This is a genomic window from Sulfitobacter sp. F26169L (assembly GCF_026410285.1).
Lineage (GTDB): Bacteria > Pseudomonadota > Alphaproteobacteria > Rhodobacterales > Rhodobacteraceae > Sulfitobacter.
On sequence record NZ_JAPMLP010000001.1, the window covers coordinates 526,259 to 552,422 of the forward strand.

The following is a 26,164-nucleotide window of genomic DNA, read 5'->3' on the forward strand; positions in this document are numbered from 1 at the left end:
CGCGCGGCGCGCTTTGCGGTATGATCCGCAATACAGAATATGATGCGCTGTGTGACGCGCATCTCTCAAGGGAGGATTTCTAATGCCAAAGGACAGCGGTATCGGCGCCAGCAGCAAGCGGCGCGAGGACATCCGGTTTTTGACCGGCGAAGGCAACTACACAGATGACATCAACGTCAACGGGCAGGCCTATGTTTACTTCCTGCGCTCTGACGTGGCGCATGGCACGCTGAACAGCGTGGATACCACGGCCGCCGAAGGGATGGACGGTGTCGTCAAAATCTTTACCGGTGCGGATTTTGAACAGGTCGGCTCGGTTCCCTGCGGCTGGCAGGTGACGGACAAACACGGCGAAGTCATGCAAGAGCCGCGCCATCCGGTGCTTGCCCATGGCAAGGTGCGCCACGTGGGAGAGCCGATTGCAGCCGTGGTGGCCGAGACACTGGAGCAGGCCCGTGACGCCGCCGAAGCGATCGAGGTTGATATCTCGGAACTCCCCGCCGTGATCGACATGAAAGATGCGGTCAAAGACGGTGCCACAAAGGTACACGACGACCTAACAAGCAATCTGTGCTATGATTGGGGCTTTGTCGAAGAAAACAAAGGCGCGGTGGATCAGGCCTTCAAAGAAGCGGCCCATGTGACCACACTGGAACTGGTCAACAACCGCCTTGTCGCCAACCCGATGGAGCCGCGCGTCGCCGTGGGGGATTTTTCACGCGGGACAGGAGAGCATACGCTTTTCACAACGTCACAAAACCCGCATGTGATCCGTCTGTTGATGGGGGCATTTGTGCTGGGCATCCCCGAGCACAAGTTGCGCGTTGTGGCCCCCGATGTGGGGGGCGGTTTTGGCACCAAGATTTTCCACTATCAGGAAGAGGCGTTTGTTACCTTCGCCGCGAAGGCCTGTAACCGCGCGGTCAAGTGGACCTCCAGCCGCTCGGAGGCGTTCATGTCGGATGCGCATGGCCGCGATCACGTCACAAAGATCGAGCTGGCACTGGATAAGGACAACAACTTTACCGCGCTGCGCACGGATACCTACGCGAATATGGGTGCGTATCTGAGTACTTTCGCCCCCTCGGTCCCCACATGGCTGCACGGCACCCTGATGGCGGGGAACTATAAAACACCGCTGATCTATGTGAACGTGAAGGCGGTGTTCACCAATACGGTGCCGGTGGATGCCTACCGCGGTGCTGGCCGTCCGGAGGCGACATACCAGTTGGAACGTCTGGTCGACAAAGCAGCGCATGAATTGGGCGTTGATCCGATCAAACTGCGCCGCCAGAACTTTATCACTGAATTCCCCTATGCCACGCCTGTTGCGGTGGAATACGACACCGGTGATTACATCGCGACGATGGACAAGCTGGAGGAGATGGCGGACATCGCCGGATTTGCAGCACGGCGAAAGGAAAGCGAAGCAAAAGGCAAGCTGCGCGGTTTCGGGGTAAACTGTTATATCGAAGCCTGCGGCATCGCGCCGAGCAATCTTGTAGGGCAGTTGGGCGCACGCGCTGGCCTGTTCGAAAGCTGCACCGTGCGGGTAAACGCCACGGGCGGGCTGGTTGTGATGACAGGCAGCCACAGCCACGGGCAGGGGCACGAGACCTCTTTCGCGCAGGTTGTGGCGGATATGATCGGGATTCCCGAAGATATGGTCGAGATCGTCCATGGCGACACGGCCAACACACCGATGGGCATGGGTACCTATGGCTCGCGTTCGCTTGCGGTTGGCGGCTCTGCCATGGTGCGCGCTACGGAAAAGATCATCGCCAAAGCGACAAAGATCGCCAGTCATCTGCTGGAAGCCTCGGAAAGTGATGTCGAGCTGAAAGACGGTGCATTCACTGTGGCGGGCACGGATAAGTCCGTGGCGTGGGGGGATGTGACGCTGGCGGCCTATGTGCCGCACAACTACCCGCTGGAAGAGATCGAGCCGGGGCTGGAAGAAACAGCGTTCTATGATCCGTCAAACTTTACCTATCCGTCAGGCGCCTATGCCTGCGAGGTCGAGCTTGACCCCGAAACCGGCGTTGTCACGATCGAGCGGTTCTCGGCAGCGGATGATTTCGGCAATATCGTGAACCCGATGATTGTGACGGGGCAGGTGCATGGTGGTCTGGCTCAGGGGATCGGGCAGGCGCTGCTTGAAAACTGCTCCTATGACAGTGATGGCCAGTTGCTGAGTGCCAGCTACATGGATTACGCGATGCCGCGGGCCTCTGATCTGCCGATGTTTGATGTGGACCATTCGTGCCAGACCCCTTGCACGCACAATCCGCTGGGTGTGAAGGGCTGCGGCGAGGCTGGGGCGATCGGCTCTCCTCCCTCTGTGGTGAATGCGGTTCTGGATGCGATGCGCTCGGGCGGTAGTACTGTCGATCACATCGACATGCCGGTAACACCGCACCGTGTCTGGGAGGCAATGAACAGATGAAATGCACAAGGGGCGGAAGTCTTCACCCCATGCGCATGACGGAATGGAGCAAGGGCGCTGTGCGCGCCATGAGTTTATAGGAAAAATGAAGCAAGGAGACTGTGTCCGAAGCCGGACCGGTCACCGAGCGAGAAGGAGGACGTAATGTATAATTTTGATGTCGAGGTTCCGGCAACGGTTGCGGAGGCTGTTGAGGCGCTGGGCCGTGACGAAGCGCAACCGATCAGTGGTGGGCAGACGTTGATTCCGACGCTTAAAGCCCGATTGGCTGCGCCATCGGTTCTGGTATCGCTGAATGCGATTGCAGAGTTGAAGGGCGTTCGCAAGGATGATGCAGGACTGCTATGCATTGGCGGCGGGACGACACATGCACAAGTTGCCAAAGATGCGGAGGCGGATTATCCGGCGCTTGCATCCCTTGCAGCGCGGATAGGCGATCCGGCGGTGCGCAACCGTGGAACCATTGGTGGGTCGGTTGCCAATAACGACCCTTCTGCATGTTATCCAGCGGCTGTGCTGGGTTCTGGCGGTACTGTTGTGACCAACAACCGCGAGATTGCCGCCGATGACTACTTTATCGGAATGTTTGAAACTGCGCTGGATGAGGGCGAAATCGTAACCGAGGTGAGGTTTCCGGTACCGGAAGCGGCGCATTACGAGAAGCATATCCAGCCCGCCTCACGGTTTCCGCTGGTGGCGGTTTTTGTTGCCAAGTTTGCGGATGGTGTACGTGTCGCGGTGACGGGAGCGTCGGAAAACGGAGTATTCCGCTGGACAGAGGCCGAAGAAGCGTTGAGCGGCAATTTTTCAGCAGATGCGGTGGCCGGATTGAAAGCGGACGGATCACAGATGATCAGCGATCTACACGGATCGGGGGAGTATCGCGCGCATCTGGTGGGCGTAATGACCAAACGTGCGGTGGCGGCGATAACTGGCTAACAGCGCGCAGAGTTTGACCTGTTCGATAGCTGCGTAGCAATGCGCGGCTATCTGCTATCATAGGATGTGTTATTGCATAACAACGGAACCTTGGCCCAGATTGCCGGTTAATCCCCTAAGCACCCGCGCGGTGTCGGGGCGTAACTTGAAGGAACCGCAATGAGCTATATTTTGAAAACCACAACCGGTCTTGGTCTGGCACTAATGATTAGTTTGCCAACAGGATCATTCGCGCAGCAGGCCTGCGGGAACGGAGCGTTCCCTTGCAAACTGGCAGATGGATCGGTGTTTCAGAACCGAATCCAGCTCCTGGAGTTCCGGCAGGAACGCCAAACTGGATTTCTCAATGAAGTTGACCGGAAAATCCAGCAATCGGATAAAGATGTTTCTTTGAACGTCGGCGCGCTGCAAGAAGAGCGTAACAAGATTTTGGCGACGTTGTCGCAGATTGAAACCGCTTTGAAGCGTGAGCGCGCGGCGGCACAAGGCGATAAGGACAAAGCTGCTGCCCAGAAGCAAGCCCAATCCCAGAAAGCCCAGGGTGAAAAGAAGGCCCAAAAAGCCGAAGGAGAAAAGCAGGCCCAAGCTCAAAAAGCCGAGCGTGAAAAGCAGGCGAGGGCGGCTGAAAGAGCGGCGGAAAAGGAAAAGCAGCGCGCAAAACAGCAAGCCGATAGGCAGGCGATAGCCAAGCGTGAGGCTGACGAGCGCGCGGAAGCGCAGGCTGCCGCTGAACGGCAGGCCATCAAAGAACAAAAGCGCGCAGAGTGGCAGGCCGAGCAGGCCCGCCAGCGTGCGCAAGCCCAAGCAGCCCAGGGGTCCGGAGGGGATGCTGTCAGCACCGAAATTGAATCGCTGACGGACAAGGACGTTCGCAAATCTGATCAGGAATTCGAAACAGCTGTGACCGGCACCTCGGAAGACAGTGGTGGCGGGATGAGCAAGTTTGAAAAGGCCATTTTGCTTGGCCTCGGCGCTGTGGCCGTTGGCAAGATTCTGGATAACGGTGACGAAGTCAAAAGCCGTTCAGGCGACCGCGTGGTCGTCGAGCGCGAGGGCGAATTGCGTGTGCTAAAGGACGATGACGCCTTGCTGCGCCGCGCGGGAAACGAGGTGCGCACCGAAACCTTTGATGATGGATCAACACGGACGACTGTTAACAAGGAAGACGGCACCCGCATTGTTACCATTCGCAGCGTAGACGGCACCGTGTTGCGACGATTGCGCGTGTTGCCGGACGGCAGCGAATACGTCTTGTTTGACGATACCCGCGAGGAGCGCAAGATTGTTGCCAGCAAACTGCCCGATATTGTTGCTGCAGAACAGCGTGCGGGCGTGAAAGGCGAGGCCGAGCTGCGCGCGGCACTGGAAGCGCAGGCTGCCGCAGATCGCGGGCAGACGTTCTCGCTGCGTCAAGTGCGTGATATAGCACAGGTACGCGCCATTGCACCGGAGATCGAGCTGGATGCTGTACGCTTTGCAACGGGGTCCGCAGCAATCGCCCCCGAACAGGCGCGCAGCCTTGCGCGGATCGGCAATACATTGCGCGATATGGTCGCCAACGATCCACGGACTGTCCTGTTGATCGAGGGGCACACCGATGCGGTCGGCGATGCAACCTATAACCTCGCTCTGTCTGACCGACGGGCGGAAACTGTTGCACTGGCCCTGACCGAGTATTTTGACGTACCGGAGGAAAACATGATCGTTCAAGGGTATGGCGAAAGCCAGTTAAAGGTGCCGACCCTGAACGCTGAGCAACTCAACCGCCGCGCGGTTGTGCGTAACATTACCGCTCTGCTGCGCTAAACCACTTCGTCACAACGAAAAACGCCCCGACCTTGATGGTGCGGGGCGTTTTGTATTCTGTGACTGACTACAGATTACTTGCTGGGCAGTTGCCCGATCAGCATGACCATCTGGCGGCCTTCCATCTTCGGAAAGTTTTCTACTCTGCCGTGGTCTTTGATGTCTTCTGCGACACGTTCCAGCAATTCACGTCCAAGGCTCTGGTGGGCCATTTCACGGCCACGGAAACGCAGGGTGATTTTCACCTTATCCCCGTTAGCAAGAAACTTGAACACGTTGCGCATCTTGATTTCGTAATCTCCGCTGTCAGTGTTCGGACGGAACTTGACCTCTTTGATGTCGATAACCTTCTGCTTCTTGCGTGCTTCAGCTTCGCGCTTTTGCGTCTCGTACTTGAACTTGCCGAAGTCCATAATCTTACAAACCGGCGGGTTCGCGTTTGGCGAGATCTCTACAAGGTCCAGCCCAGCTTCATCCGCCATTTCCATGGCGCGGGCAGGTGTGACAACACCCACGTTCTCACCATCCGCGCCAATCAGGCGGATTTCTGAAGAACGTATATTTTCGTTGACGCGTGGTCCGGTGTCACGTTGCGGCGGTGCGTTATGTGGTCTGCGAGCGATGATGGTCGTCCTTTGATGGTTGATTTACCAATTATGCTAGATAGACACCAGATGCCTGCCATTCAAGGTGAAAATCATGCATTCAAGACACGTTGTCAGGCGTTTTCCCCTTGAACCTCTCGGAATGCATGCGCATTTGGGCTCTGATAGTTTGTGAAATGGCAATTTGCTGTTTTGCTCCGTTGAAACAGGGGACGTATCTATGAAAAATTTGGTTTGGATTGTTGTAGCTGCAATCATCGCAATCGGCGGATACATTTTGTATTCTGGTCGCAGCGTTCAGGAAATTGCCAGCGGCGTAAGCGCAACAGCGACATCTGCTGTCGAAGCAACCACGGAAGCGGCAAGCGAAGCTGCGGATGCAATCTCAGAAACGGCGTCAGAGGCGGTTGATGCCGCGTCAGAGGCGGTTGATACTGTTAGTGAACCAGCGTCGGATGCAGCAGCGACTGGTGGCGAGGCTGCGCAAAGCGCAGCAGACGCAGTGGCAGATACAGCGAATGATGCTGCAAGCACCACATCCGAAACTGTAGATGCAGCAGCCGAAACCGCCGATGAGGCCGCACAGGATGCCAACGAAACAGTGACCGAAACTGCAGATGCAGCCACCGAAGCCGCTGGCGAAGCAGCAGATGCAGCAGCCGAAACTGCGAGTGAGGCGGCGGATGCAGCGGCAGAAACAGCCAGCGAGGCAGCAGACGCGGCAGCGCAGACCGCTGACGAAGCAGCCGACGCGACAGCCGAAGCCGCTGACGATGCAGCAGATGCGGCTGCAGAGACCGCAGACAATGCTGCGGATGCGGCAACTGAAACTGCCAATGAGGCGGCAGACGCTGTGACAGAGACAACCACCTCAACCGAAGAAATCGCAACGCAAGCGGCTGAAGCGGCAGAAGAGACAGCAGATCAAGCCGCTGAAGCAACAAGCGACACCGCGGCAGAGGCGACAGCAGAAGCATCGGATGCCACCGAGGCCGCAGGCAACGGCATGTCGGAATTGCTGACGGTTGACGGCTTCAACATGGATAAAGTTGCCACAATGTTGGAAGAATCCGATCTGGGTACAATGCAGAAAACGCTTCTGACCAAGGGTCTGAAAGCTGCACAGGACAACCCCGAGCTGTTGGAAACAGCGCTGGAAAAAGTACGCGAAGCACTGAACATGTAAGCTGGATCACATTGCTCGATCCCAAAGCCGCTCCTTCTGGGGGCGGCTTTTTTTACGACCGAGAAGTTGATTTCAGATTGCTGGATTTGCCTAGAATGTGACGCATGCACCAGACTAGGAATGCCCCTGCAACCAGCAACCACAGCCCGCCCCACATCAGCGTTGCACCGCCGAATTCGGCCGCCAGCATACGTGCATCCGAGGGCAGGGCCGAGCGCGCGATTGTATCGTCGAAGATATCGTAGGGCACATAGATCAGACTGGTCAGCCCGATCACCCGCAGCACCATGTCATTTGCCCCGTGGCCCAGAAAACGCGATATGCCAAGCAATCCGCCCCCCGCCGCAACGCAGAACAGCGCTGTAAACACATCACGCACATAAAGGACGGTGACCACTATCATCACACCGCCCAGAACGCCTGTCACCAGCCGGTCTGCCTGACTGCGCAGGGCAAGCATTAGCAATGCCGCACCGATCAGAAGTGAGCCGAGATACCCCGCCGACAGAATGGCAAAGCGGTTGCCGCCACGGGTGACCGCAAAGCCACCCTGCGCCGCCGAGATCGAGATTTGTTCAACAGAGCCGCCTGTCAACCAAGCGGCCAGCGCGTGCGAAAGCTCGTGTAGGAACACGATCAGGATTTTCAGAGGTGCAACTGCGGGGGTCTGCCACAGAGCAAAAACCAGAAGGGTTGTCGCCAGTAACTGCCAGTGCAATTTTAAATAGATCATCCCGTGATGACGCACGGGGAGGCGGCAAATGTCAATTCGCCGTCGCCCGTCTGGATGGTTTTGCGAACGGGTGTCAGCCGACGAAAGCTTTTTCGACCACGTAATGTTTGGGATCGGAATTTGCACCTTCTTGCAGCCCGAACCCTTCGAGGATCTTCTTGATATCGGTGTTCAAGCCTAGTGATCCACAGACCATGGCACGGTCGGTGTCGACGGAAATACCATCAATGCCCAGATCGGCAAACACTGTGCCATTTTCCAGCAATGTGGTGATCCGGCCCATTTTCGGACTTTGTTCGCGGGTGGTGGTCGGGTAATAGCGGATGTTGGCCAGCCGCTCGGCGCCGATCAGCTCCTGCATCATCTCGTCGTTTCGCAACTCTTCAATCAATTGACGCGAATACTCCAGTTCCGCCACATCGCGGCAGGTATGTGTGATGACGACTTCTTCGAATTTCTCGTAGGTTTCCGGATCACGCAGCAGCGAGGCAAAGGGCGCAAAGCCGGTGCCTGTGGCAAAGAACCAGATCCGTTTGCCCGGCAGCAGCGCGTCATGCACCAGCGTCCCAACAGGCTTGGGGCGCAGGATGATTTCATCACCGGCCTTGATATGCTGCAAACGTGATGTCAGCGGGCCGTCCTGCACCTTGATCGAGTAAAACTCCAGCTCTTCGTCCCAGGATGGCGAGGCGATGGAATAGGCGCGCAACAGCGGTTTTACCTTCCCCGTCTCGGGGTGTGGATCCCCCATCAGGCCGATCATCACAAATTCGCCCGAGCGAAACCGCAACGAGGCCGGGCGCGTCACGCGAAAAGAAAACAGGCGGTCTGTCCAATGTTTAACAGAGGTAACAGTCTGCGCATCGGGCAGGGTGGGGACGGCTTTTGCTGTGTCTAGGGTCACGGGAGTTTGCTCGGTCATGGTTTCTTCGCAGAGTGTTGCTCCGCGATCCTTTTCTTAGACAGGGGAAGGGCTGCGCGCAATGCACGCGCAGATGTTAGCGGTTTGCATGTGCGCATTAGCCGCGCAGGCGGGCTTGATAGTTGTGATTTTCCCAATCCGCGCGGAATTGCCACTGGTCTTCGGGCTGGCGCGCTGCAAGCGCCTCGTCGATCTCGACCTCGTCAAAACCGCTGCGCCGCGCCATTGCGTATTGATCGGCCAGCACATGACCGCGCGCGCGCAAACGGCCGCTGTATCCGCGCAACCGCAGCGCGCGTGCAATGGTAAACCCGCGCCCGTCCGCCGACGATGGAAAATCAATGCGGATCAACTGCACAGCAGGGGAAAGCTGCACATCTTCGGGCTGCGTATCGGAGCCGAGATCAAGAGCCACGCAATCATTGGCGGCACCTGTGCCGCAGAACCCCTGTGTCCAGTCATCCGTATGAAAGCCTGTGTCTGTTACCAAAACGCTCATGTTGTTGCTCCTGTGCGTACCATTTTGCCATCCACAAAATGGATGCCGCATTCTTCCTTTTGCTGTCCGCGCCAGCGGCCTGCGCGCGGGTCTTCGCCCTCTGCCACTTTGGTGGTGCAAGGGGCGCACCCGATAGAGGGGTAGCCCTGCGCAACCAGCGGATGCCGCGGGAGGTTGTTTTCGCTCATGTATTCCTGCACGTCCTCGCGGCTCCAGTGGGCCAGCGGGTTCACTTTGATACGGCCTGTGCTTTCTTCCACCTCGAACGCCGGCAGTTCGGCGCGCTGGCCCGATTGAAACCGTTTGCGCCCTGTGATCCAGCCGTCATATCCTGCAAGTGCCGCGTCCAGCACGCGGGTTTTGCGCAGATCGCAGCACGCGTCAGGATCTCGCTGGTGCAATGTGTTGTCAGGATCAACGGCGGCTGTATCGGCGCGAATAACCTCCACACGGCGCAAGCCAAGGTGTTTGGCCACCTCCCGCTGATAGCGCAGCGTTTCGGGAAACAGCAGCATCGTGTCGATAAAGATCACTTGCACATCGCGCTTTACAGTGGCGGCAAGATGCAGCAACGCCACGCTTTCCGCACCAAAGCTGGACACCAGCGCAAGGTTGGGCGCAGCTTTGAACGCGCGGCGCAACACATCTGCCGCCGCGTGATGCTTCAGCGCGGTATTAAGCGCGCTGACCCGTGTTTGCAGCGTTTCATCAAGCGGCATTTGCCTTTTCCTCCGGATAAAGCGCAGCTTTGAACGGGGCGAGGCCAAGGCGGCGATAGGTCTGCAAAAACGTCTCGGTACGCGCGCTGCGCAGATCAAGATATGCCATGACCAACCGCTCGATTGCAGGAATAATCTGCTCTGCCGAAAACCCCGGGCCCGCGCGCTCGCCGATGGTGGCATCTTCTGTACCGTCACCGCCCAGCGTGATCTGGTAGTTTTCCACACCCGCGCGATCAAGGCCGAGGATACCGATATGACCAACGTGGTGGTGACCGCAGGCATTGATGCACCCCGAAATTTTGATTTTCAGCGGTCCGACATCATGCTCGAGCTTCAGATCGTCAAAGCGGGTGGCGATCTCCTGCGCGATCGGGATCGAACGGGCGGTTGCCAGTGCGCAGTAATCCATACCGGGGCAGGCGATGATGTCGGAAATCAGGCCGATATTTGCGGTGCCCAGACCCGCCTCTTTCAGGCGGGCATGAAGGGCGGGCAGGTCGGCGCGGTGAACATGGGGCAGAATCACGTTCTGCTCGTGGCTGATGCGCAGTTCGTCATGGCCGTATTCGCGCGCCAGATCGGCCATCACGCGCATCTGGTGTGATGTCGCATCCCCCGGTGTCGCGCCATGCGCCTTGAGCGATATGGACACAATCGCATAGCCCGCCGCGCGGTGATCCGACAGGTTGGTATCCGCCCAAGCGCGGAACACAGGATCGTTGCTGTAGGCCGCTTCATAGGCGCCCGAAGATTTGCTTGCGAACTGAGGTGCGGCGAAGTCCGCTTCGATCCGCGCCAGCATCTGCTGGTCGACGCCGGTGAACTGCTGCCGGATCAGCGCATAGCGGGCATCGACGCGCGCGCGGATGTCATCGATGCCGTTCTCATGTACGGTGATCTTGATGCGCGCCTTGTACTTGTTATCGCGCCGCCCCAACAGGTTATAGACACTAACGATGGCCTCCAGCGTGGGCAGCAAATCTTCGGATGCGACAAAATCATAGAGCACTTTGCCGATCATCGGCGTGCGGCCAAGCCCCCCGCCAACGATTACCTCAAAACCGCGCACACCGTCACGCTCGACGATTTGCAGACCGATATCATGCGCCTTCAGCACGGCGCGGTCATGGGCGGCACCCGACACAGCAACCTTGAACTTGCGCGGCAGGAACTGGAATTCCGGATGGTCGGTGGACCATTGCCGGATCAGTTCCGCGATCGGGCGCGGATCGGCGACCTCATCGGCGGCGGCCCCTGCGAAATGGTCGGCGGTGACGTTGCGGATTGTGTTGCCGCTGGTCTGGATCGCGTGCAGATTCACCTCTGCCAGCGCATCCAGCATATCCGGCACATCGCGCAATTCGGGCCAGTTGTACTGGATGTTCTGACGGGTGGTGAAGTGGCCATAGCCCTTATCCCATTTATCGGCGATGTCGGCCAGCTTGTGCATCTGCGCGCTGTTCAATGTGCCATACGGGATTGCGACCCGCAGCATGTAGGCATGCAATTGCAGGTACAAGCCATTCATCAGGCGGAGCGGTTTGAATTCGTCCTCTGTCAGGCTGCCGTCTATGCGCCGCGCTACCTGCGCACGGAACTGGGCGTTGCGTTCGATGAGGAACTTGGCATCAAAATCGGTATAGGCGTACATTATGCGTGCTCCTGCTTGCCGTGGTTGTAATTTGACGGGCCGGTTGCGCGGAACGCTTCGCGAAAATGTGTGGTCCTGATGCCGTCTTGGGCAGTGTCCACCGGCGACAGATACACGCCGACAACTTCGGCCGCGCGGGCAGAGGCCTCCAGCAGGCGGATTTCGGCATCGGCTTCATCGGAGAGAACCTCGGCGTCAGCCAGATTGCGCACCCATGTATCGCCTTTCAGATAGACAACATCGCCCTCGATCAAGGCATTGGCGGTGATTACAGAGGGTTGGAAGGATTTAGGCATTATGCAAATTCCTCTTGCTTGAGAGTGGTCGCGGCGCCAAGGGCGGCGCGGGGCGCGAGGCCCAGAAAGGTCAGCGCAGGGCCGGTCAATTGCGCGGCCTGCAGGGCGGTTGGCAGCTCTGCCAATGTGGTTTCCAGCACCCGCTGGTCGGCGCGGGAGGCGTTTTCGATCACTGTGACGGGTGTGTTGCGATCCGCACCGTGCATCAACAGACGGCCCTGCACAAAACGGCCGGATTTCTTACCCATGTAGATCGCTGCAATCTCATTGGGCCGCGCAAGGGCGTTCCAGTCGTGATCGGCAAACCCTTTCATATCATGGCCCGTCAGAAACCGGACAGAGGCGTTACGGTTGCGTTTGGTCAGGCTCTGACCGATCGCAGCAACAGCGGCGGAGGCAGATGTGATCCCCGGCACGATGGACCAGCTGATGTTGTGGGCATCCACTGCGTCAATTTCTTCATCCAGCCGCCCGAATACTGTCGCATCTCCGGATTTAAGGCGCACAACCTGCGCACCGGCCTGTGCATGTTCGACCAACAGCGCATTGATATGCTGTTGGGGGGTATGGGGGCCGAAACCCTCTTTGCCTACATCGATCATGGTGGCTTCGCGGCGCGCCAGTTCCAGAATTTCGGGCGTGATCAGACGGTCATAGATAACAACATCCGCTTCATCCAGCGCGCGCCGCGCCTTTAGCGTCAGCAATTCAGGATCACCCGGCCCCCCGCCGACAAAGGCGATGTGGCCCGCGCGGGCGGTTTTCGCCAGATGGGTATTCAGCAGCGACCGCAGGGCCGGCATCACCTTTTCGGGTGCGACATCTATCGCCTTGGGGCCGGCATCGTAGTAGTACTCGCGCCAGAAATCACGGCGCGCGCGCCCGAAGGGAAGGGCGTTGGCGGCAGCGCGAAAAGTTTTGCCGATGCGTGCAAGCGCGCCCAGCGATTGCGGCAGACGCTCTTCCAGGTCCGCTTTGATGGCGCGGGCCAGCACGGGCGCTGCGCCTTCGGTGCCAATGGCGATTGTCACGGGATCACGATCCACAATGGCGGGGGTGATGAACTGGCTGTCATGCAGGTTGTCCACAATGTTCATCAGCGCACCAGCTTCGGTTGCCAGACGCGCCGTGCGGGCATCTTCGACGGCGTCTTCGTTCGCGCCGTAAAATAGCGTTGCGCAGACGGCATCGCCGTGCTCCATTGCACGGGTAACCAGCGTCAGCTTGCCCGCGTGGTGCCATTGTTCAATTTCCGGTACAGGGGCCGCAGCGAACACCGTAATCTTTGCCTGTGATTTCATCAGCAGGCGCAATTTAGCGAGTGCAGCATCTCCGCCGCCCGACACAATGATACGCGCGTTTTTGGTACTTAGAAAAATCGGGAAGTGGTCCATCGCGGTGAAATCCTCTGCTATGCTGTGGTTTAATATAGAACATTATTCTTCTATTTTGCTATATGTCTGGATTTATAAGGACGTATGTTCTATCACCTTCGAGAACTGGAACGTATGGTTTGCAAATAGAGGAGAAACAGAATGGGTGTCCGGATAGACGAGACTGACAGAAAAATTCTGGCGGCGTTGCAACAGGACGCCAGCCGCTCGCTGGATGATATCGCGCGGGAAATCGGGTCCTCCAAGACGCCGGTCTGGAACAGGATTCGCAAAATGCGCGAGGCGGGTGTGATCGGGCAGCAGACTGTCGTCCTGGACGCTGAATTGCTGGGGTTCGAGGCATGTTTCTTTGTGCTGATCCGCACGTCCGAACATGAAGCCGAATGGCAGGCGCGGTTTCTGAAAGCTCTGCAAGATCGCCCCGAGGTGCAGGAAGCGCATCGGCTGGCGGGGGATATCGATTATATCCTGAAGGTACGTGTAGAGAATGCGCGCGCGTATGACCGGTTTTATCAGGCGCTGATTTCCGAGGTGCGGGTTCATAACGTCACCGCGTTGCTGTCGATGGAACAGATCAAATCAACCACCATGCTGCCGCTTTAGCCGTGACCTGCCGGAGCGCTTGCGCGCATGACATGATTGGCGCGTGGCCCCGACCTGAGCCCCGAACGAGAGATGTGTCATCGGCATTGAGGGGGAGCGACACGCGCGCATCGGGCCGTTGTGCTGGTCAATGTAAACCTAGGCGCATAAATTGGCCCTTATGATACACAGGGTTGGCCGCCGTGGCCTTGGCATTGTTGTTTTTCTGATCTGCGTGGCACTGCTGTCCGCGGGAGTCTGGCGTTATGCGATGCATCAGGGGATGGGCCAACTGTCTGCGCGCGGCAGTGCCGATCTGCAACTAGCCAGTGACCGTCTGGTCGGGCAGTTGCAGCGGTATCGTGATCTGGCGGTGGTAATGGCGGATCACCCGCAGGTGGCGCATGTGCTTTCGGGCGCTGTGCGGGCTGAAGATCGCGCAATGCTGCGCGGTGTCGCGGACCGTGCGGCGGCGCTGGATGTGATGGTGATTGATCGTGCAGGCCGCGTGTTGGCCGCGGCAGATGACGGGGCAGGCAGTGCAGGTGCCATGGCATTTGTGCGCCGTGCGTTGAATGGCGCATTGGGGCGCGGGTACGGCCCCGATGCGGGTACAGGGCGAACGTATTTCTTTGCCGCACCCGTTTTCGGGACACAGGGAAAGGTGCTGGGCGCGCTGGTGGTTTCCACCGATCTGGCCTCGGTCGATTATGCGTGGCGCGGCGACACGCCGCCGGTTTTCTTCACGGATGCGCGCGGCCAGGTGCAAGTCTCCAATCGTTCGGAGTTGATATTCTGGCAGCGACCTTCGGAGCGTGCAGGATTGCGCAGGCCGCAGGGGGAGACGCCGAAATTCAGTTCGCGCTATTTTGGAGCCCATGAAGTCTGGCGTTTGGGCTGGGGGCCGTATCTGCCGCAGAAAGCATTGCATTTGACACAGGATTTGCCCGTGATTGGTATGACCGGAGAGGTGTTGTTAGATGTTGCTCCTGTGGGTAGATTGGCCGCATCGCAGGCCGCGGCGGTTGCTGCGCTATGTCTTGCCTTTGGCGCGTTGCTGTTTCTGGCCACCGAGCGGCGGCGCACGCTGGCGCTGGCAAATGCCCAGCTTGAGGCGCGGGTGCGCGCACGTACGCAGGCGCTGCGCGATATCAACAACGAGTTGCGGCGCGAAGCAGCAGAGCGCACCGAGGCGCAACTGGCACTGGCGCGCGCGCAGGACGATCTGGTGCAGGCCAGCAAGCTGAGCGCACTGGGGCAGCTTAGCGCGGGGATCAGTCACGAGTTGAACCAGCCGCTGATGGCGGTGCAATCGTTTGCCGAAAACGGCGTGCAGTTTATCGAACGGGGCAAGCCCGAGCGTGCAGTCGATAACCTGACGCGTATACTGGATATGGCGCAGCGCATGGGGCGGATCATCAAAAATCTACGTGCCTTTTCCAAGCAGGAGACAGTGCAGCAGGTGCAGGTCGATCTGGGCGCAGTGATCGCGACCGTGCTGGACATGACGCAGGCGCGGTGCGCGGCAATGGGCGTGACGCTTGATTACAACGCACCAAAATCGCCGGTCTGGGTGCGCGGTGGCGAGGTGCGTCTGGGGCAGGTGTTTGTCAATCTGGTGACCAATGCGCTGGACGCCATGGAACATGCGCCCGAGCGGCGATTGCAGATTACCATCACCCAGGACATCGCAACGACCGTCAAAATATCCGACACAGGCCACGGCATCGCGGCCCCCGAACGGGTGTTCGACCCGTTTTATTCCACCAAAGAGGTGGGCGCGGCCAAAGGTGTGGGGCTGGGCCTGTCCATCAGCTATGCCATCGTGCAAAGTGTCGGCGGTGAAATCAGGGCGCAAAATACGGATCAGGGGGCCAGCTTTGCCGTGACCCTGATGCCGATGGCACAGGAGCAAGCCGCGTGAGCAAAACCGTTCTGCTGGTCGATGACGATGCCGCCGTGCGCGAAGCGTTGGGCCAGACGCTGGAACTGGCTGATCTGACCTGCATTGCGGCGGGGTCTTTTGTTGTGGCGGCGGATCATATCTGTGAAGATTTTGACGGTGTCATCATCTCTGATATCCGCATGCCGGGGCGTGACGGTTTCCACCTGCTGGGTCACGTGCGCCGCATTGATCCCGATTTACCCGTAATCCTGCTGACCGGAGAAGGTGATATTCCCATGGCGGTCAAAGCGATGGGTGAGGGCGCATTTGATTTTCTGGAAAAGCCTTGCGCGGCCAAGGATCTGCTGGCGGTGGTGGATCGCGCCCTGAAAACTCGCGCGCTGGTGCTGGAAAACCGCCAGCTTCGTCAACTGGTCGAAAGTGGGGATCCCGCCGCGCGCATGATCTTTGGCACCTCCGATCTGGTGCAAAACCTGCGCGGCCATGTGCGCCGCGTGGCGCAGGCCAGTGGCGATGTTCTGGTGACAGGTGCGCAAGGCGCGGGCATTTCCAAAATTGCCGAGGTCGTGCATCTGAGCTCGCTGCGCTCCAAGCGGCCGTTTTTGAAACGTGCAGCCAGTGATCTGGATGCAGATGCGCTGGCAGCAGCCTTTGCCGAGGGGGATGGAGGCAGTTTGTTTATCGATGAAATCACCATGCTCCCCGCGCAAAGCCAGCTTGCGCTGGCCGAGACGCTGGATGGCACCCCCACCACCCGCCTGATCGCGGGCTCCACCCGTGATCTGGCTGCCGAGATGGAGGCGGGACGGTTTAACGCCGACCTTTACTACCGTCTGAGCGTGATGCCCGTGCGCATCCCCAGCCTTAGCGAGCGGCCCGAAGATATTCCGGTGCTGTTTCGCCGCTATGTCGCCCAGGCGGCAGAGCAAAGCGGGCAAAACGCGCCGGAAGTCACCGCCCAGATGGAAGCCGCGCTGATGGCGCGCGACTGGCCCGGTAATGCGCGCGCGCTGATGACTGAAGCGATGCGTTTTGTGATGGGGATGTCCGACGCGCCGCAAGTGGACGAAACTATGGGGCTGGTGGCGCATTTGGCGCAGATAGAGCAATCCCTGATCGAAGGCGCGTTACGCCGTGCACGAGGGCAGGCCACAGACGCGGCGCGTGCGCTCAAGCTGCCGCGCAAGACATTTTATGACAAATGCGCCCGCTACGCGATCAAGCCCGAGGACTTCCGCAACTGAGTCGTGCAATCGAAGTGTGCGGATTTCCGCACAACTTAAGCAGGCAGGGTGCGAAATCCCGCACTGCGCCGAGTTATATGTGGTGCTTTCAATTTCGATTTTTGATTTAACCTATTGAAGATGGGTGAATATTCCTAAGCGCTGGTGTCCGGTGCCACGCTGCTTGCGATGAAGCAGTCATAGCATAATAGTTATGCCACCGCGGCGGAAAGCCGCCTGGCCACAAGATCTCTGGGAGGAGACACCATGAAATTTGTAACCGCAGCCGTACTGGCAGTGACCCTATCCGCAGGCGCAGTAGCCGCCGCATGTGATGACGGTGAAATCGTAATCAAGCTGAGCCACGTCACGAACACCGACAAGCACCCCAAAGGCATCGCCGCGAGCCTGCTGGAGCAGCGCGTCAACGACGAGATGAACGGCAAGGCCTGCATGGAAGTGTTCCCGCAGTCCACGCTGTATAACGATGATCAGGTTCTCGAAGCGCTTTTGCAAGGTGATGTTCAGATGGCGGCGCCTTCGCTGTCCAAATTCGAGCAGTTCACCAAGCAGTTCCGCATTTTCGATCTGCCGTTCATGTTCAAGAACATCAATGCTGTTGACGAGTTCCAGAACTCCGAAACTGGTCAGGCGATGAAAGAATCCATGACGCGCCGTGGCCTGCTGGGTCTTGCCTTCTGGCACAATGGCATGAAGCAGATGTCAGCCAACAAGGCGCTGAACCTGCCGTCAGATGCCAATGGCCTGAAATTCCGCGTGCAGAACTCGGATGTTTTGAAGGCGCAGATGTCTGCAATGGGTGCATCCCCACAGCCGATGGCATTCTCCGAAGTATACGGCGCGCTGCAAACCGGCGTTGTGGACGGACAAGAGAACACATGGTCCAACATCTATGGCCAGAAATTCTTTGAAGTGCAGGACGGTATCACCGAAACGAACCACGGCATCATCGACTATATGCTGGTCACATCCACAGACTGGTTTGAAGGTCTGCCCGAAGATGTTCGCACACAGCTGAGCACCATCGTCGACGAGGTGACAGCCACGCGCAATGCTGAATCCACTAACGTCAACGCCGAGGCAAAAGCCGCAATCATCGAAGCCGGTGGCACAGTGATCGAACTGGACGCAGCAGGCCGCGAGGCATGGGTTGCAGCGATGAAGCCCGTCTGGGAAGAGTTCACCGCCGATGTTGGCCAGGAGAACATCGACGCAGCACAAGCGATCAACGCCAAACACTAAGGCCGCACCGGTCTGATTTACACCCCGCCCGTTTCACGCAGGCGGGGTGTTTTCTCCTACGCCCGCGCGCGTCCCCCATTGCAGGAGTGTTTTATGGCACATGCTTACGTGGCAAACACAGCCATTGGCCGGATCGTCAACGAAATCGAAGAGACTGCGATTGCGCTGATCCTCGGTTTGATGACGGTGATCACATTTATCAACGTCGTATTGCGCTACGGCTTCAACACCGGATTGATCTGGGGGCTGGAGGCGGTGACGTTCCTGTTTGCATGGCTGGTGCTGTTTGGCGTCAGCTACTCGGTCAAGGTGACCGCGCAATTGGGGGTGGACGCGCTCATTAATCTGTTCACGCCCTCGACGCGCAGGGTTTTAGCCTTGGTTGCGGGAGCGGTTTGTATTGCCTACGCAGCACTGGTGCTGAAGGGCGCGTGGGATTATTGGGCACCGTTTGCGGGGCTTGACGCCACAACGGGGCGCTGGTTTCCCACCGGATTTGCCAACAGCCGCGATCAGGCATGGTACGAGGTGATCGACATCCCGTTCCCCGAATGGCTGCGGTTTATCGAACCGATCATGAACGAAGGCGAATCCTATGAAAAGCTGCCCCGTTTCATCCCCTACGCCATCCTGCCATTCGGAATGGCGCTGCTGCTGTTCCGGTTCATTCAGGCATTTGTGCGGGTCTGGCGCGGCGAGGCGACCAGCCTGATTGTCAGCCACGAAGCCGAAGACGACATTAAAGATGTCCAACACTTGAACGCAGGGGACTGATTGCATGGAAGTTATTGTTCTATTTACCATGGTAATCGGTCTGATGCTGATCGGTGTGCCGATTGCAGTGTCACTGGGCATGTCGTCGATCGTGTTCTTGCTGGTGTTGTCCGACACCTCATTGGCGTCTATTGCGCAGACGTTTTTTCAGGCGATGGCGGGGCATTATACGCTGTTGGCGATCCCGTTCTTTATTCTTGCGTCGTCGTTTATGTCGACAGGTGGTGTAGCGCGGCGAATTATCCGCTTCTCAATCGCGCTGGTCGGGCATTTGCCCGGCGGGCTGGCGATTGCGGGTGTGTTCGCCTGTATGTTGTTTGCAGCGCTGTCGGGGTCGTCTCCAGCGACAGTTGTGGCCATCGGCTCCATCGTGATCGTGGGAATGCGGGAAGTCGGCTATACCAAGGATTTTGCAGCAGGCGTGATTGCTGTTGCTGGCACATTGGGAATTCTGATCCCGCCAAGCATTGTGATGGTTGTCTATGCCTCCGCCACTGATGTGTCTGTGGGGCGGATGTTTCTGGCCGGTGTCATTCCCGGTCTGCTGGCCGGATTTATGCTGATGCTGACGATCTATATCATCGCACGGGTGCGTGATCTGCCCAAAGGCGATTGGAAAGGCTGGGGCGAGGTGCGCCGCAGCGGGATCGAGGCAGGCTGGGGTCTGTTCCTGATTGTCATCATTCTGGGCGGTATCTACGGCGGTATCTTTACCCCCACAGAAGCAGCGGCGGTTGCGGCAGTCTATGCCTTCTTTATCTCGACGTTTGTGTACCGCGATATGGGGCCGTTGCACGTGGCGGGAGACCGGAACAACCTTGCCTTGTGGCAAAAACCCAAGGCACTGTTGACCGTGTTCTTCCACCGCGATGTGCGCGACACATTGTTCGAGGCAGGCAAGCTGACGGTGACGCTGATGTTCATCATCGCAAACGCGCTGATCCTCAAACATGTTCTGACAGACGAGCAGATTCCGCAGCAGATTTCGGCAGCGATGCTGAATGCGGGTTTTGGTCCTATCGTGTTCCTGATTATCGTCAACGTGATCCTGCTGATCGGGGGGCAGTTTATGGAGCCGTCGGGCCTGTTGGTGATTGTCGCGCCGCTGGTTTTCCCGATTGCGATCGAACTGGGCATCGATCCGATCCATCTGGGCATCATCATGGTGGTGAACATGGAAATCGGGATGATTACACCACCTGTAGGGCTGAACCTGTTTGTGACCTCCGGCGTGGCGAATATGCCGATGATGAACGTGGTGCGCGCAGCGCTGCCTTTCCTTGCGGTGCTGTTTGTCTTCCTGATTATGGTGACCTACATCCCGATCCTGTCCACGTGGTTGCCCACAATGATGATGGGGCCGGAGATCATTACGCGGTAGTGTAATGGGCTGATATCGCCGCGCGTAAAGAGGGCGCGGGACTTTTTACGGTCCTGCGCCCTTTGCTATTGTTGGATTGAGTTTATTAGAAAGGTGAAGCTGAAGCCGGTGGGCCTTCAGCTGTTGGCAAGCGCGGTGATGATGGGGGCAAAATCGGCGGCCTTGAGAGATGCGCCGCCAACGAGCGCGCCATCGACATTTGCAGCCTCGAAGATGGTCGCAGCGTTGTCGGGTTTGACCGAGCCACCATAGAGCAGCGGAATCATGTCACCGGTATCTGCGCCAAAGCGGGTGACAATCTTGCTGCGGACGAAATCGTGTACTTCGACGATCTGTTCCAGCGTTGGGATTTTGCCGGTGCCGATGGCCCAGATCGGTTCATATGCGATGACAGTGTTTGCGGCTGACACGTGATCGGGCAGGGACCCTGCAAGCTGGCCTGCGATGATATCAAGGGTGTTGTCGGCCTCTCTGTCCTCAAGCGCCTCACCGATGCAGATGATTGCGGTCAGGCCCGCGGCCCAAGCAGCGGTAGCCTTTTTGCGCACATCGCGGTCATGCTCATCGTGCGCAGCGCGGCGTTCGGAATGGCCCACGATAACATGGGTTGCGCCGGTGTCGGCAATCATCGCGGCAGAGATATCGCCGGTAAAAGCACCGCTGTCCTGCATGTGGCAATCCTGCGCACCGATTTGGATGCCGGTATCGCGCGCCGCTTCACTGGCGCGGAAAAGCAGGGGGGCGGGGGGGCATATCACAACATCGGGCGCATTGGCGGGGAGCAGTGATTTGAGTGTTTCAAGCTCGGCCAGACTGGCGGCTGTGCCGTTCATCTTCCAGTTTCCCGCTGCCAGTTTGCGTCGCATGATGTGCCCCTTTTGATGGTTGCCTGTCTTTACACGCCTTGCAGGGGCAGTTCAACGACAGGCTTGGCCTCGGGCAGGATCGGGGCTAGGAGGGGGCAGCAGCAAAGGAGTGCAGGATGATCCCGTCGATTGATCTGGAAGCATTGGAAGCAGATGTACCCGAGGCCGTTGCCGCGATGCATGAGGCGGCAACCGATATCGGGTTTGCTACGGTATATAACACGGCCCTGTCGCCTGAGAGGGTGCAGGATGTGATCGAAACGTACCGTGCGTTTTTCAAACTGCCCGAAGCGCAAAAGCGCCCCTATGATATGGCTGGTTCGGGCGCAAACCGTGGTTGGGGCGCTGCGGGGTCAGAGCAGGTTGATCCGGATGCAAACCCTGACTACAAACAGTTCTTTGATAGCGGTGTGAGCTTGCCGCCCAACGATCCGCGCTGTGCGATGCCTGTCTATGCGCCCAATGTCTGGCCACAGGAGCCTGCGGGGTTCGAGGCGGTGATCAGACAGTATTATGATGACGCTTGTGGCGTTGCGATGACAGTGCTGCGCGGGGTCGCCCATTCGATCGGCGCGCCGAAAGACGCCTTTGATACAGGGTTTGACACGCCCATGGCCCTGCTGCGGGGAAACTATTATCCGTCACGTCCTGATTGGGCCGGGGCGAAAGATTTCGGCATCGCGACGCACACCGACTATGGCTGCCTGACGTTGCTGGCGACAGACGGGTCGCCCGGGCTGGAGGTGCGCAAGCGCGGTGGCGGCTGGATACCCCTGAGTGCCGATCCCGGCACATTTGTGATCAACTTTGGCGAGATGATGGAAGTGTGGAGCGATGGCAAGGTGCGCGCCACGCCGCACCGCGTTGTCGGCGGCCTGAACGAGCGGATATCGGTGCCGCTTTTCTTCAATCCGGCGCATGATACCAACGTGGCACCGCTTGGTTCTGACAAGTTCGTGCTGGCCGGAGAGCATCTGGCCGCGCGCTTCGAACAGACCTACGTGCATCTTCAGAAGAAATAGCGCGGCTTTAGCGCAGCGCTGCTAGTGCCTGCCGGGCCAGTGCGCAGGCTTCTGCCGGATCGTCCAGATAAGCGTCAGGCAGGGTCCGGTATGGCATGGCGGAAGGCTTGCCGTTTTTGCGGGAATAGGTCCACTCCGTGCTGCCCAGAGCTGCAATGTGATCGGCGAAGGGTCCTTTTGGTGCCTTTAACATCAGCCGACCGTCGGACAGCATGACAGCAAATATTGTCTGGCCACTGTAAAGCCCCATACCGCCGAACATGCGGCGGGTGTTCAGATCGGGAATGTCGGCAAAAAGTTCACGGGCGAAGGCCATATCGGCTTCGCCAAGGCTCATTTAGCGAAGAGATCGTCATCGAATTTGATAGATTCGCCGCAACCACATGCCTCGGAGACGTTGGGGTTGTTGAATTTGAACCCGCTTTCCAGCAGCGAGGTTTCGTAATCAATTTGGGTGCCGAACAGGAACATCTGCGCCATGGGGGCGATCATCACGCAGGCACCGTCCTGTTGCACTACCTCGTCGTTGGGATCTGCATCATCAACATATTCCATCGTGTATTCCATACCGGCACAGCCGCCCTTTTTGACGCCGATGCGCAGGCCCGCATGGCCCTTGGCGGCCATCAGTTTGGTGATCTGTGCTGCTGCCTTGTCGGTCATGGTGACCGCCTGCTTGCCTGGAATGCCGAACATATTGGTGCTCCTTTGCTATTTAGATAGGCGCGCAGGGCGCCGATCTCAAGGGGGTTAGTAGCCCAGTGCGCGCATGGTTGCCATGGTGGCAAAGCTGGCCGCCAGTGCCCAGCCGAAAGAGGCCAGCGTGCCGATGATGACATATTCGCTCATCTTCTGGTCGCGGGACACGGTATCAAAGCGCAAAATTGATTTGGCGGCGATCAGAAAGCCGATGCCGGAGGGTTCGCCGATCATTACCATCAGAAAGATCAGGCCGCGCTCCATCAGGCCGATCATGCGGCCCGCGTATTCCAACCCCTCAGGCTGGGCATCGGATTTGTAGCGCGCCATCAGATGGCCCACCGCAGGCCCGCCCGCCATCGTGGCTGTGATCAATCCGCTGAGAACCAGTGCAATCTGGATCAAATCGGTGCTGAGCGGTGGCCACCACGGCGCAAGAACCGCATTGGGCAACCACATCACAGCCGCCAGCAGAACCGCGAGATGAGCACATTGATCCAGCAGATAACTGCGCAGGGTATCAGGGGCGAGGTGTACCTTGACCGCGTCGATGACAACATGGGTCAAGGCGATGCCAAGGCTCAGCGCCATTGCGCCCCCTGACAGCAGCGCGGTGAGCGCAAAGACGTGAATGCCATGCATCAGCATGATCATCGGGCGCTGTTTGTTCAGCACCATATGGGTGGTTTGAAACACAAAGTCCGCCAGCAGATGCGCGGTGACAAGGGCGATCAACAGCTCGATTGTGAGCAGGGGGATGACCGGAAAGTTCATGCTGAAAGAGTTGCTTTGAGTGAAAGCAATGAAATATGGTTGCTATTTTGCGGTTTCATAGGCCTCACAACTTTCGAGCAGAGCGTGAATACCTGCGGCCTCTGCCTGCTTTTGGGTCATCTGCCGGCTGCGGCCCAATGTCCCGGCCAGCGCCTCTTGGGTAGGGGGCACGGGGGCCAGAAGGGCGTAGGCGACCTGCGCCTGTTTGGGTGTCCAGCCTTGCGCGATGCGATCCGCAAGGGGCAGGGCGGTGCGCAACGCCAGCGGCCCGTCAGGTGCCGCCATAAGGGGGCCGCGTTTGATGGCATCAAGCGCGTGGCCGGACCGCAGGAAAGCGGACCCGTCCGCCGCGGCCAGATCACGGTTTTTGATCACCCCGTCACCAATGCCTATGCCGATGCGGGTATCACGGCCCTTGCCCGTTGTGCGCACGGCGGCGCGCAGCACCAATGCGCCGCGCAAAGCGTAAGCCACAGGCAGCGCCAATTGCCAGCCATCCCCGCGAAAACGCGCAAAGATGGTGTCACTGTCAGGCCAGAGGCCAATCGCGCGCGCAGCGTCTTCCAACGCTGCAAACACATCCCCCAGCGCATCCGCCCCCATATCAGAGGAACGCACGATATCACCTGTGAAAACCGCCCAATTCTGCATGAGTGTCCCTTGTTGCGGATGCCGCATAACGACGCCTGACATATGCCAGTCTGACAGGCCCGCGCGGTTGGGGCAATAACGCAAACGGGCCACCCTGATGTCAAGGTGGCCCGCAAATCAATCGCAGCGATCAGGCTACATAAAGCCCAGTTCAAGCCGCGCTTCGTCCGACATCATGTCCATGCCCCATGGCGGCTCCCAGATCAGGGCGACGTCCACCTGCTTGACACCTGCAATCGGTTCAACAGCGTCGGCAACCCATCCGGGCATTTCGCCTGCAACAGGACACCCCGGCGCAGTGAGAGACATTTTGATGTTCACCTCGTTTTCGTCGTTGATATCGATCGTATAGATCAGACCCAATTCGTAAATATTTACCGGAATTTCGGGGTCATAGACCGAGCGGCACGCCTCCACGACCTGTTCGTACAGCGGATGGTCTGTGCTGGACGGTGCGATCAGCGGGGTGCCTTCGAGGGGGGGAGTTGTATCGTTCATCTGCGCCTCATCCTTAAACTTGACTATTTATATATGGATTGGACGCAGCGGCGTAAAGGGACACGGTGCAAACTGTGACATTCAGCCCTCATTGATGTCACGCTTCACGATCCGCGCACCGCTCGACTGGTTTTTGAAAACCAGTTTCAGAATGATCCATGACACCAGCGATAGTGCAGCAAAGATCGCCAGCAACAGCGCAGTGTTGGTGATGCTTGTGAACACAACCAGACCCGCCATAATCAACGCCCCCAAGGCAAAGCCCAGAAATATCGACGCCGGAATGATCAATTCAAGCAGGCCAAACACCAGCGCAACAGAAATCCACGTCCACCAGAACAACATCAGAACCGGAATGACAGAACCATCAGGCAACATCATTTACGCCCTTGTAGCAGTTTGAACGCGTCGCCAAATGCGGCCAACGCCTCGGCGGGGACGATGACAGTCTGGTTGCCTTGTCCGCTGCTCATCGCGCCCAGGGCCTCAACCTGCTTGAGCGCGATTTGGTATTGCGCGGCTTCCATGCCGTTTTCGTTGATGGCAGTCGCAACTGCCTGCGTTGCGTAAGCTTCGGCATCTGCCAGAATACGGCGCGCCTTTGCGGTCTGCTCAGAAGCATAAAGCTCGGCATCGGCGGCCAGTTCAACTGCGCGTTTGGAACCTTCGGCCTCTGTCACCTGTGCGCGGCGCGCGCGCTCGGCGTTCAGCTGTTGCATCATGGCAGCGCGGGTGGCGGCATCAAGGTTCACATCCAGAATTTCGGCGCGGGTTACTTCGATACCCCAGTTATCAACCGCATCCTCGACAAAGCTTTTGATCGTGGCAATGAGAGCCGAGCGGTTTGCCTGCACCTCATCCAGATCCATTTTGCCGATCTCCGCGCGCACGATGCCGGCCACCGTGGTGGCAATCGCGCTGTCCACGTTGCGAATCCGGTAAACCGTCTTCTCCGGCTCGATAATGCGGTAGAAAACCGAGGTATCGACCTGCACCAGCACGTTGTCGCGGGTGATGGCGTCTTGTGATGCGATGGGCAATTGGCGCTCCAGAATGGAAATCTGGTGGGCGACCTTGTCAAAGAACGGCACAATCAGGTTGATCCCGGGCCCGAGGACGGCGCGCAGGCGGCCAAAGCGTTCAACCACGTGTTGTTCCGACTGGGGCACAATTTTTACCGCTTTGAAAACAAAGACGATCAGCACAATCGCCAGCAGCAGCCAGCCGATATTGTTCTGTAGCATGTTCAGCAACAGGTCTTCGATGTTCACTGCCATATTCCTTTACTGGGGTCCGAGATGAATGTGACGGTTTCACGGGCCGATT

The 26,164-nt window shown here is 58.2% G+C and carries 28 protein-coding genes; 11 read left to right on the plus strand and 17 right to left on the minus strand.

Annotation, left to right across the window (positions count from 1 at the left end):
• Positions 1–82: 82 nt before the first annotated feature.
• Both OS189_RS02485 and OS189_RS02490 read left to right on the plus strand, forming a co-directional pair.
• A complete protein-coding gene (locus OS189_RS02485) occupies positions 83–2,446 on the plus strand; it encodes a xanthine dehydrogenase family protein molybdopterin-binding subunit (RefSeq protein ID WP_267165695.1) in 2,364 nt (787 codons plus the stop codon).
• 144 nt (positions 2,447–2,590) lie between these two features.
• Positions 2,591–3,385 (plus strand): FAD binding domain-containing protein, encoded by a 795-nt coding sequence (locus OS189_RS02490; protein ID WP_267165696.1) that lies wholly within the window; start codon positions 2,591–2,593, stop codon positions 3,383–3,385.
• A gap of 225 nt (positions 3,386–3,610) precedes the next feature.
• Here the strand turns inward: OS189_RS02490 and OS189_RS02495 are convergent, their stop codons facing one another.
• Entirely contained in the window at positions 3,611–4,189 is a 579-nt protein-coding gene (locus OS189_RS02495; protein ID WP_267165697.1) for a hypothetical protein, read from the minus strand.
• A gap of 96 nt (positions 4,190–4,285) precedes the next feature.
• Between OS189_RS02495 and OS189_RS02500 the strand changes: the two genes are divergently transcribed.
• The gene (locus OS189_RS02500; RefSeq protein ID WP_267165698.1) at positions 4,286–5,191 is read left to right on the plus strand and encodes an OmpA family protein; all 906 of its coding nucleotides are present in this window, start codon (positions 4,286–4,288) and stop codon (positions 5,189–5,191) included.
• A 74-nt stretch (positions 5,192–5,265) separates the two neighbouring features.
• On the opposite strand, the gene infC is transcribed toward OS189_RS02500, so the two are convergent.
• Positions 5,266–5,838 carry a translation initiation factor IF-3 gene (infC, locus tag OS189_RS02505; protein ID WP_502226660.1) on the minus strand — a complete coding sequence of 191 codons (573 nt, stop codon included), beginning with the start codon at positions 5,836–5,838 and terminating at the stop codon, positions 5,266–5,268.
• 178 nt (positions 5,839–6,016) lie between these two features.
• On the opposite strand from infC, the gene OS189_RS02510 reads away from it, so the two are divergent.
• Positions 6,017–6,982 (plus strand): translation initiation factor 3, encoded by a 966-nt coding sequence (locus OS189_RS02510; RefSeq protein WP_267165699.1) that lies wholly within the window; start codon positions 6,017–6,019, stop codon positions 6,980–6,982.
• Positions 6,983–7,034: 52 nt separating this feature from the next.
• Here OS189_RS02510 and OS189_RS02515 read toward each other — a convergent pair whose 3' ends face one another.
• The 7 genes from OS189_RS02515 to cysG form a co-directional block, all read right to left on the minus strand.
• Positions 7,035–7,715 (minus strand): M50 family metallopeptidase, encoded by a 681-nt coding sequence (locus OS189_RS02515; RefSeq protein ID WP_267165700.1) that lies wholly within the window; start codon positions 7,713–7,715, stop codon positions 7,035–7,037.
• Between the two features lie 73 nt (positions 7,716–7,788).
• On the minus strand, positions 7,789–8,637 hold the full coding sequence (locus OS189_RS02520; protein WP_267165701.1) for a ferredoxin--NADP reductase: 849 nt from the start codon (positions 8,635–8,637) through the stop codon (positions 7,789–7,791).
• Between the two features lie 97 nt (positions 8,638–8,734).
• Complete coding sequence (locus OS189_RS02525; RefSeq protein WP_267165702.1) at positions 8,735–9,136, minus strand: DUF934 domain-containing protein; 402 nt, start codon at positions 9,134–9,136, stop codon at positions 8,735–8,737.
• Positions 9,133–9,855, minus strand: a complete 723-nt coding sequence (locus OS189_RS02530; RefSeq protein WP_267165703.1) for a phosphoadenylyl-sulfate reductase — start codon at positions 9,853–9,855, stop codon at positions 9,133–9,135. The genes OS189_RS02525 and OS189_RS02530 overlap by 4 nt, the downstream gene beginning before the upstream one ends.
• Complete coding sequence (locus tag OS189_RS02535; RefSeq protein ID WP_267165704.1) at positions 9,845–11,509, minus strand: nitrite/sulfite reductase; 1,665 nt, start codon at positions 11,507–11,509, stop codon at positions 9,845–9,847. The genes OS189_RS02530 and OS189_RS02535 overlap by 11 nt, the downstream gene beginning before the upstream one ends.
• The gene (locus OS189_RS02540; RefSeq protein WP_267165705.1) at positions 11,509–11,805 is read right to left on the minus strand and encodes a DUF2849 domain-containing protein; all 297 of its coding nucleotides are present in this window, start codon (positions 11,803–11,805) and stop codon (positions 11,509–11,511) included. Before OS189_RS02540 ends, OS189_RS02535 begins: the two co-directional genes overlap by 1 nt.
• Complete coding sequence (cysG, locus tag OS189_RS02545) at positions 11,805–13,199, minus strand: siroheme synthase CysG (protein WP_267165706.1); 1,395 nt, start codon at positions 13,197–13,199, stop codon at positions 11,805–11,807. The genes OS189_RS02540 and cysG overlap by 1 nt, the downstream gene beginning before the upstream one ends.
• A gap of 141 nt (positions 13,200–13,340) precedes the next feature.
• Between cysG and OS189_RS02550 the strand changes: the two genes are divergently transcribed.
• From OS189_RS02550 to OS189_RS02575, 6 genes are all read left to right on the plus strand, one after another.
• Positions 13,341–13,802, plus strand: a complete 462-nt coding sequence (locus tag OS189_RS02550) for an Lrp/AsnC family transcriptional regulator (protein ID WP_267165707.1) — start codon at positions 13,341–13,343, stop codon at positions 13,800–13,802.
• A 160-nt stretch (positions 13,803–13,962) separates the two neighbouring features.
• Positions 13,963–15,705, plus strand: a complete 1,743-nt coding sequence (locus tag OS189_RS02555; protein WP_267166055.1) for a sensor histidine kinase — start codon at positions 13,963–13,965, stop codon at positions 15,703–15,705.
• Entirely contained in the window at positions 15,702–16,931 is a 1,230-nt protein-coding gene (locus tag OS189_RS02560) for a sigma-54-dependent transcriptional regulator (RefSeq protein WP_267165708.1), read from the plus strand. The genes OS189_RS02555 and OS189_RS02560 overlap by 4 nt, the downstream gene beginning before the upstream one ends.
• Before the next feature lie 246 nt (positions 16,932–17,177).
• The gene (locus tag OS189_RS02565) at positions 17,178–18,173 is read left to right on the plus strand and encodes a DctP family TRAP transporter solute-binding subunit (protein ID WP_267165709.1); all 996 of its coding nucleotides are present in this window, start codon (positions 17,178–17,180) and stop codon (positions 18,171–18,173) included.
• A 93-nt stretch (positions 18,174–18,266) separates the two neighbouring features.
• Positions 18,267–18,947 carry a TRAP transporter small permease gene (locus OS189_RS02570; protein WP_267165710.1) on the plus strand — a complete coding sequence of 227 codons (681 nt, stop codon included), beginning with the start codon at positions 18,267–18,269 and terminating at the stop codon, positions 18,945–18,947.
• 4 nt (positions 18,948–18,951) lie between these two features.
• Complete coding sequence (locus OS189_RS02575; protein ID WP_267165711.1) at positions 18,952–20,328, plus strand: TRAP transporter large permease; 1,377 nt, start codon at positions 18,952–18,954, stop codon at positions 20,326–20,328.
• Positions 20,329–20,444: 116 nt separating this feature from the next.
• On the opposite strand, the gene tpiA is transcribed toward OS189_RS02575, so the two are convergent.
• Entirely contained in the window at positions 20,445–21,194 is a 750-nt protein-coding gene (gene tpiA / locus OS189_RS02580; RefSeq protein WP_267165712.1) for a triose-phosphate isomerase, read from the minus strand.
• A gap of 116 nt (positions 21,195–21,310) precedes the next feature.
• Between tpiA and OS189_RS02585 the strand changes: the two genes are divergently transcribed.
• Entirely contained in the window at positions 21,311–22,216 is a 906-nt protein-coding gene (locus OS189_RS02585; protein ID WP_267165713.1) for an isopenicillin N synthase family dioxygenase, read from the plus strand.
• 7 nt (positions 22,217–22,223) lie between these two features.
• Here OS189_RS02585 and OS189_RS02590 read toward each other — a convergent pair whose 3' ends face one another.
• The 7 genes from OS189_RS02590 to OS189_RS02620 all read right to left on the minus strand — a co-directional run bounded on the left by OS189_RS02590 (position 22,224) and on the right by OS189_RS02620 (position 26,082).
• Entirely contained in the window at positions 22,224–22,553 is a 330-nt protein-coding gene (locus tag OS189_RS02590) for a TfoX/Sxy family protein (RefSeq protein ID WP_267165714.1), read from the minus strand.
• Complete coding sequence (locus tag OS189_RS02595) at positions 22,550–22,912, minus strand: HesB/IscA family protein (RefSeq protein WP_267165715.1); 363 nt, start codon at positions 22,910–22,912, stop codon at positions 22,550–22,552. The genes OS189_RS02590 and OS189_RS02595 overlap by 4 nt, the downstream gene beginning before the upstream one ends.
• 54 nt (positions 22,913–22,966) lie before the next feature.
• Positions 22,967–23,689: a DUF3307 domain-containing protein gene (locus tag OS189_RS02600; RefSeq protein ID WP_267165716.1), complete on the minus strand. Its 723-nt coding sequence runs from the start codon at positions 23,687–23,689 to the stop codon at positions 22,967–22,969.
• A 42-nt stretch (positions 23,690–23,731) separates the two neighbouring features.
• Positions 23,732–24,340 carry a hypothetical protein gene (locus OS189_RS02605; protein ID WP_267165717.1) on the minus strand — a complete coding sequence of 203 codons (609 nt, stop codon included), beginning with the start codon at positions 24,338–24,340 and terminating at the stop codon, positions 23,732–23,734.
• Positions 24,341–24,475: 135 nt separating this feature from the next.
• Entirely contained in the window at positions 24,476–24,838 is a 363-nt protein-coding gene (locus OS189_RS02610; protein WP_267165718.1) for an SUF system Fe-S cluster assembly protein, read from the minus strand.
• Between the two features lie 81 nt (positions 24,839–24,919).
• Entirely contained in the window at positions 24,920–25,219 is a 300-nt protein-coding gene (locus tag OS189_RS02615; protein ID WP_267165719.1) for an NfeD family protein, read from the minus strand.
• The gene (locus OS189_RS02620; RefSeq protein WP_416237449.1) at positions 25,216–26,082 is read right to left on the minus strand and encodes an SPFH domain-containing protein; all 867 of its coding nucleotides are present in this window, start codon (positions 26,080–26,082) and stop codon (positions 25,216–25,218) included. The genes OS189_RS02615 and OS189_RS02620 overlap by 4 nt, the downstream gene beginning before the upstream one ends.
• Positions 26,083–26,164 lie beyond the last annotated feature (82 nt).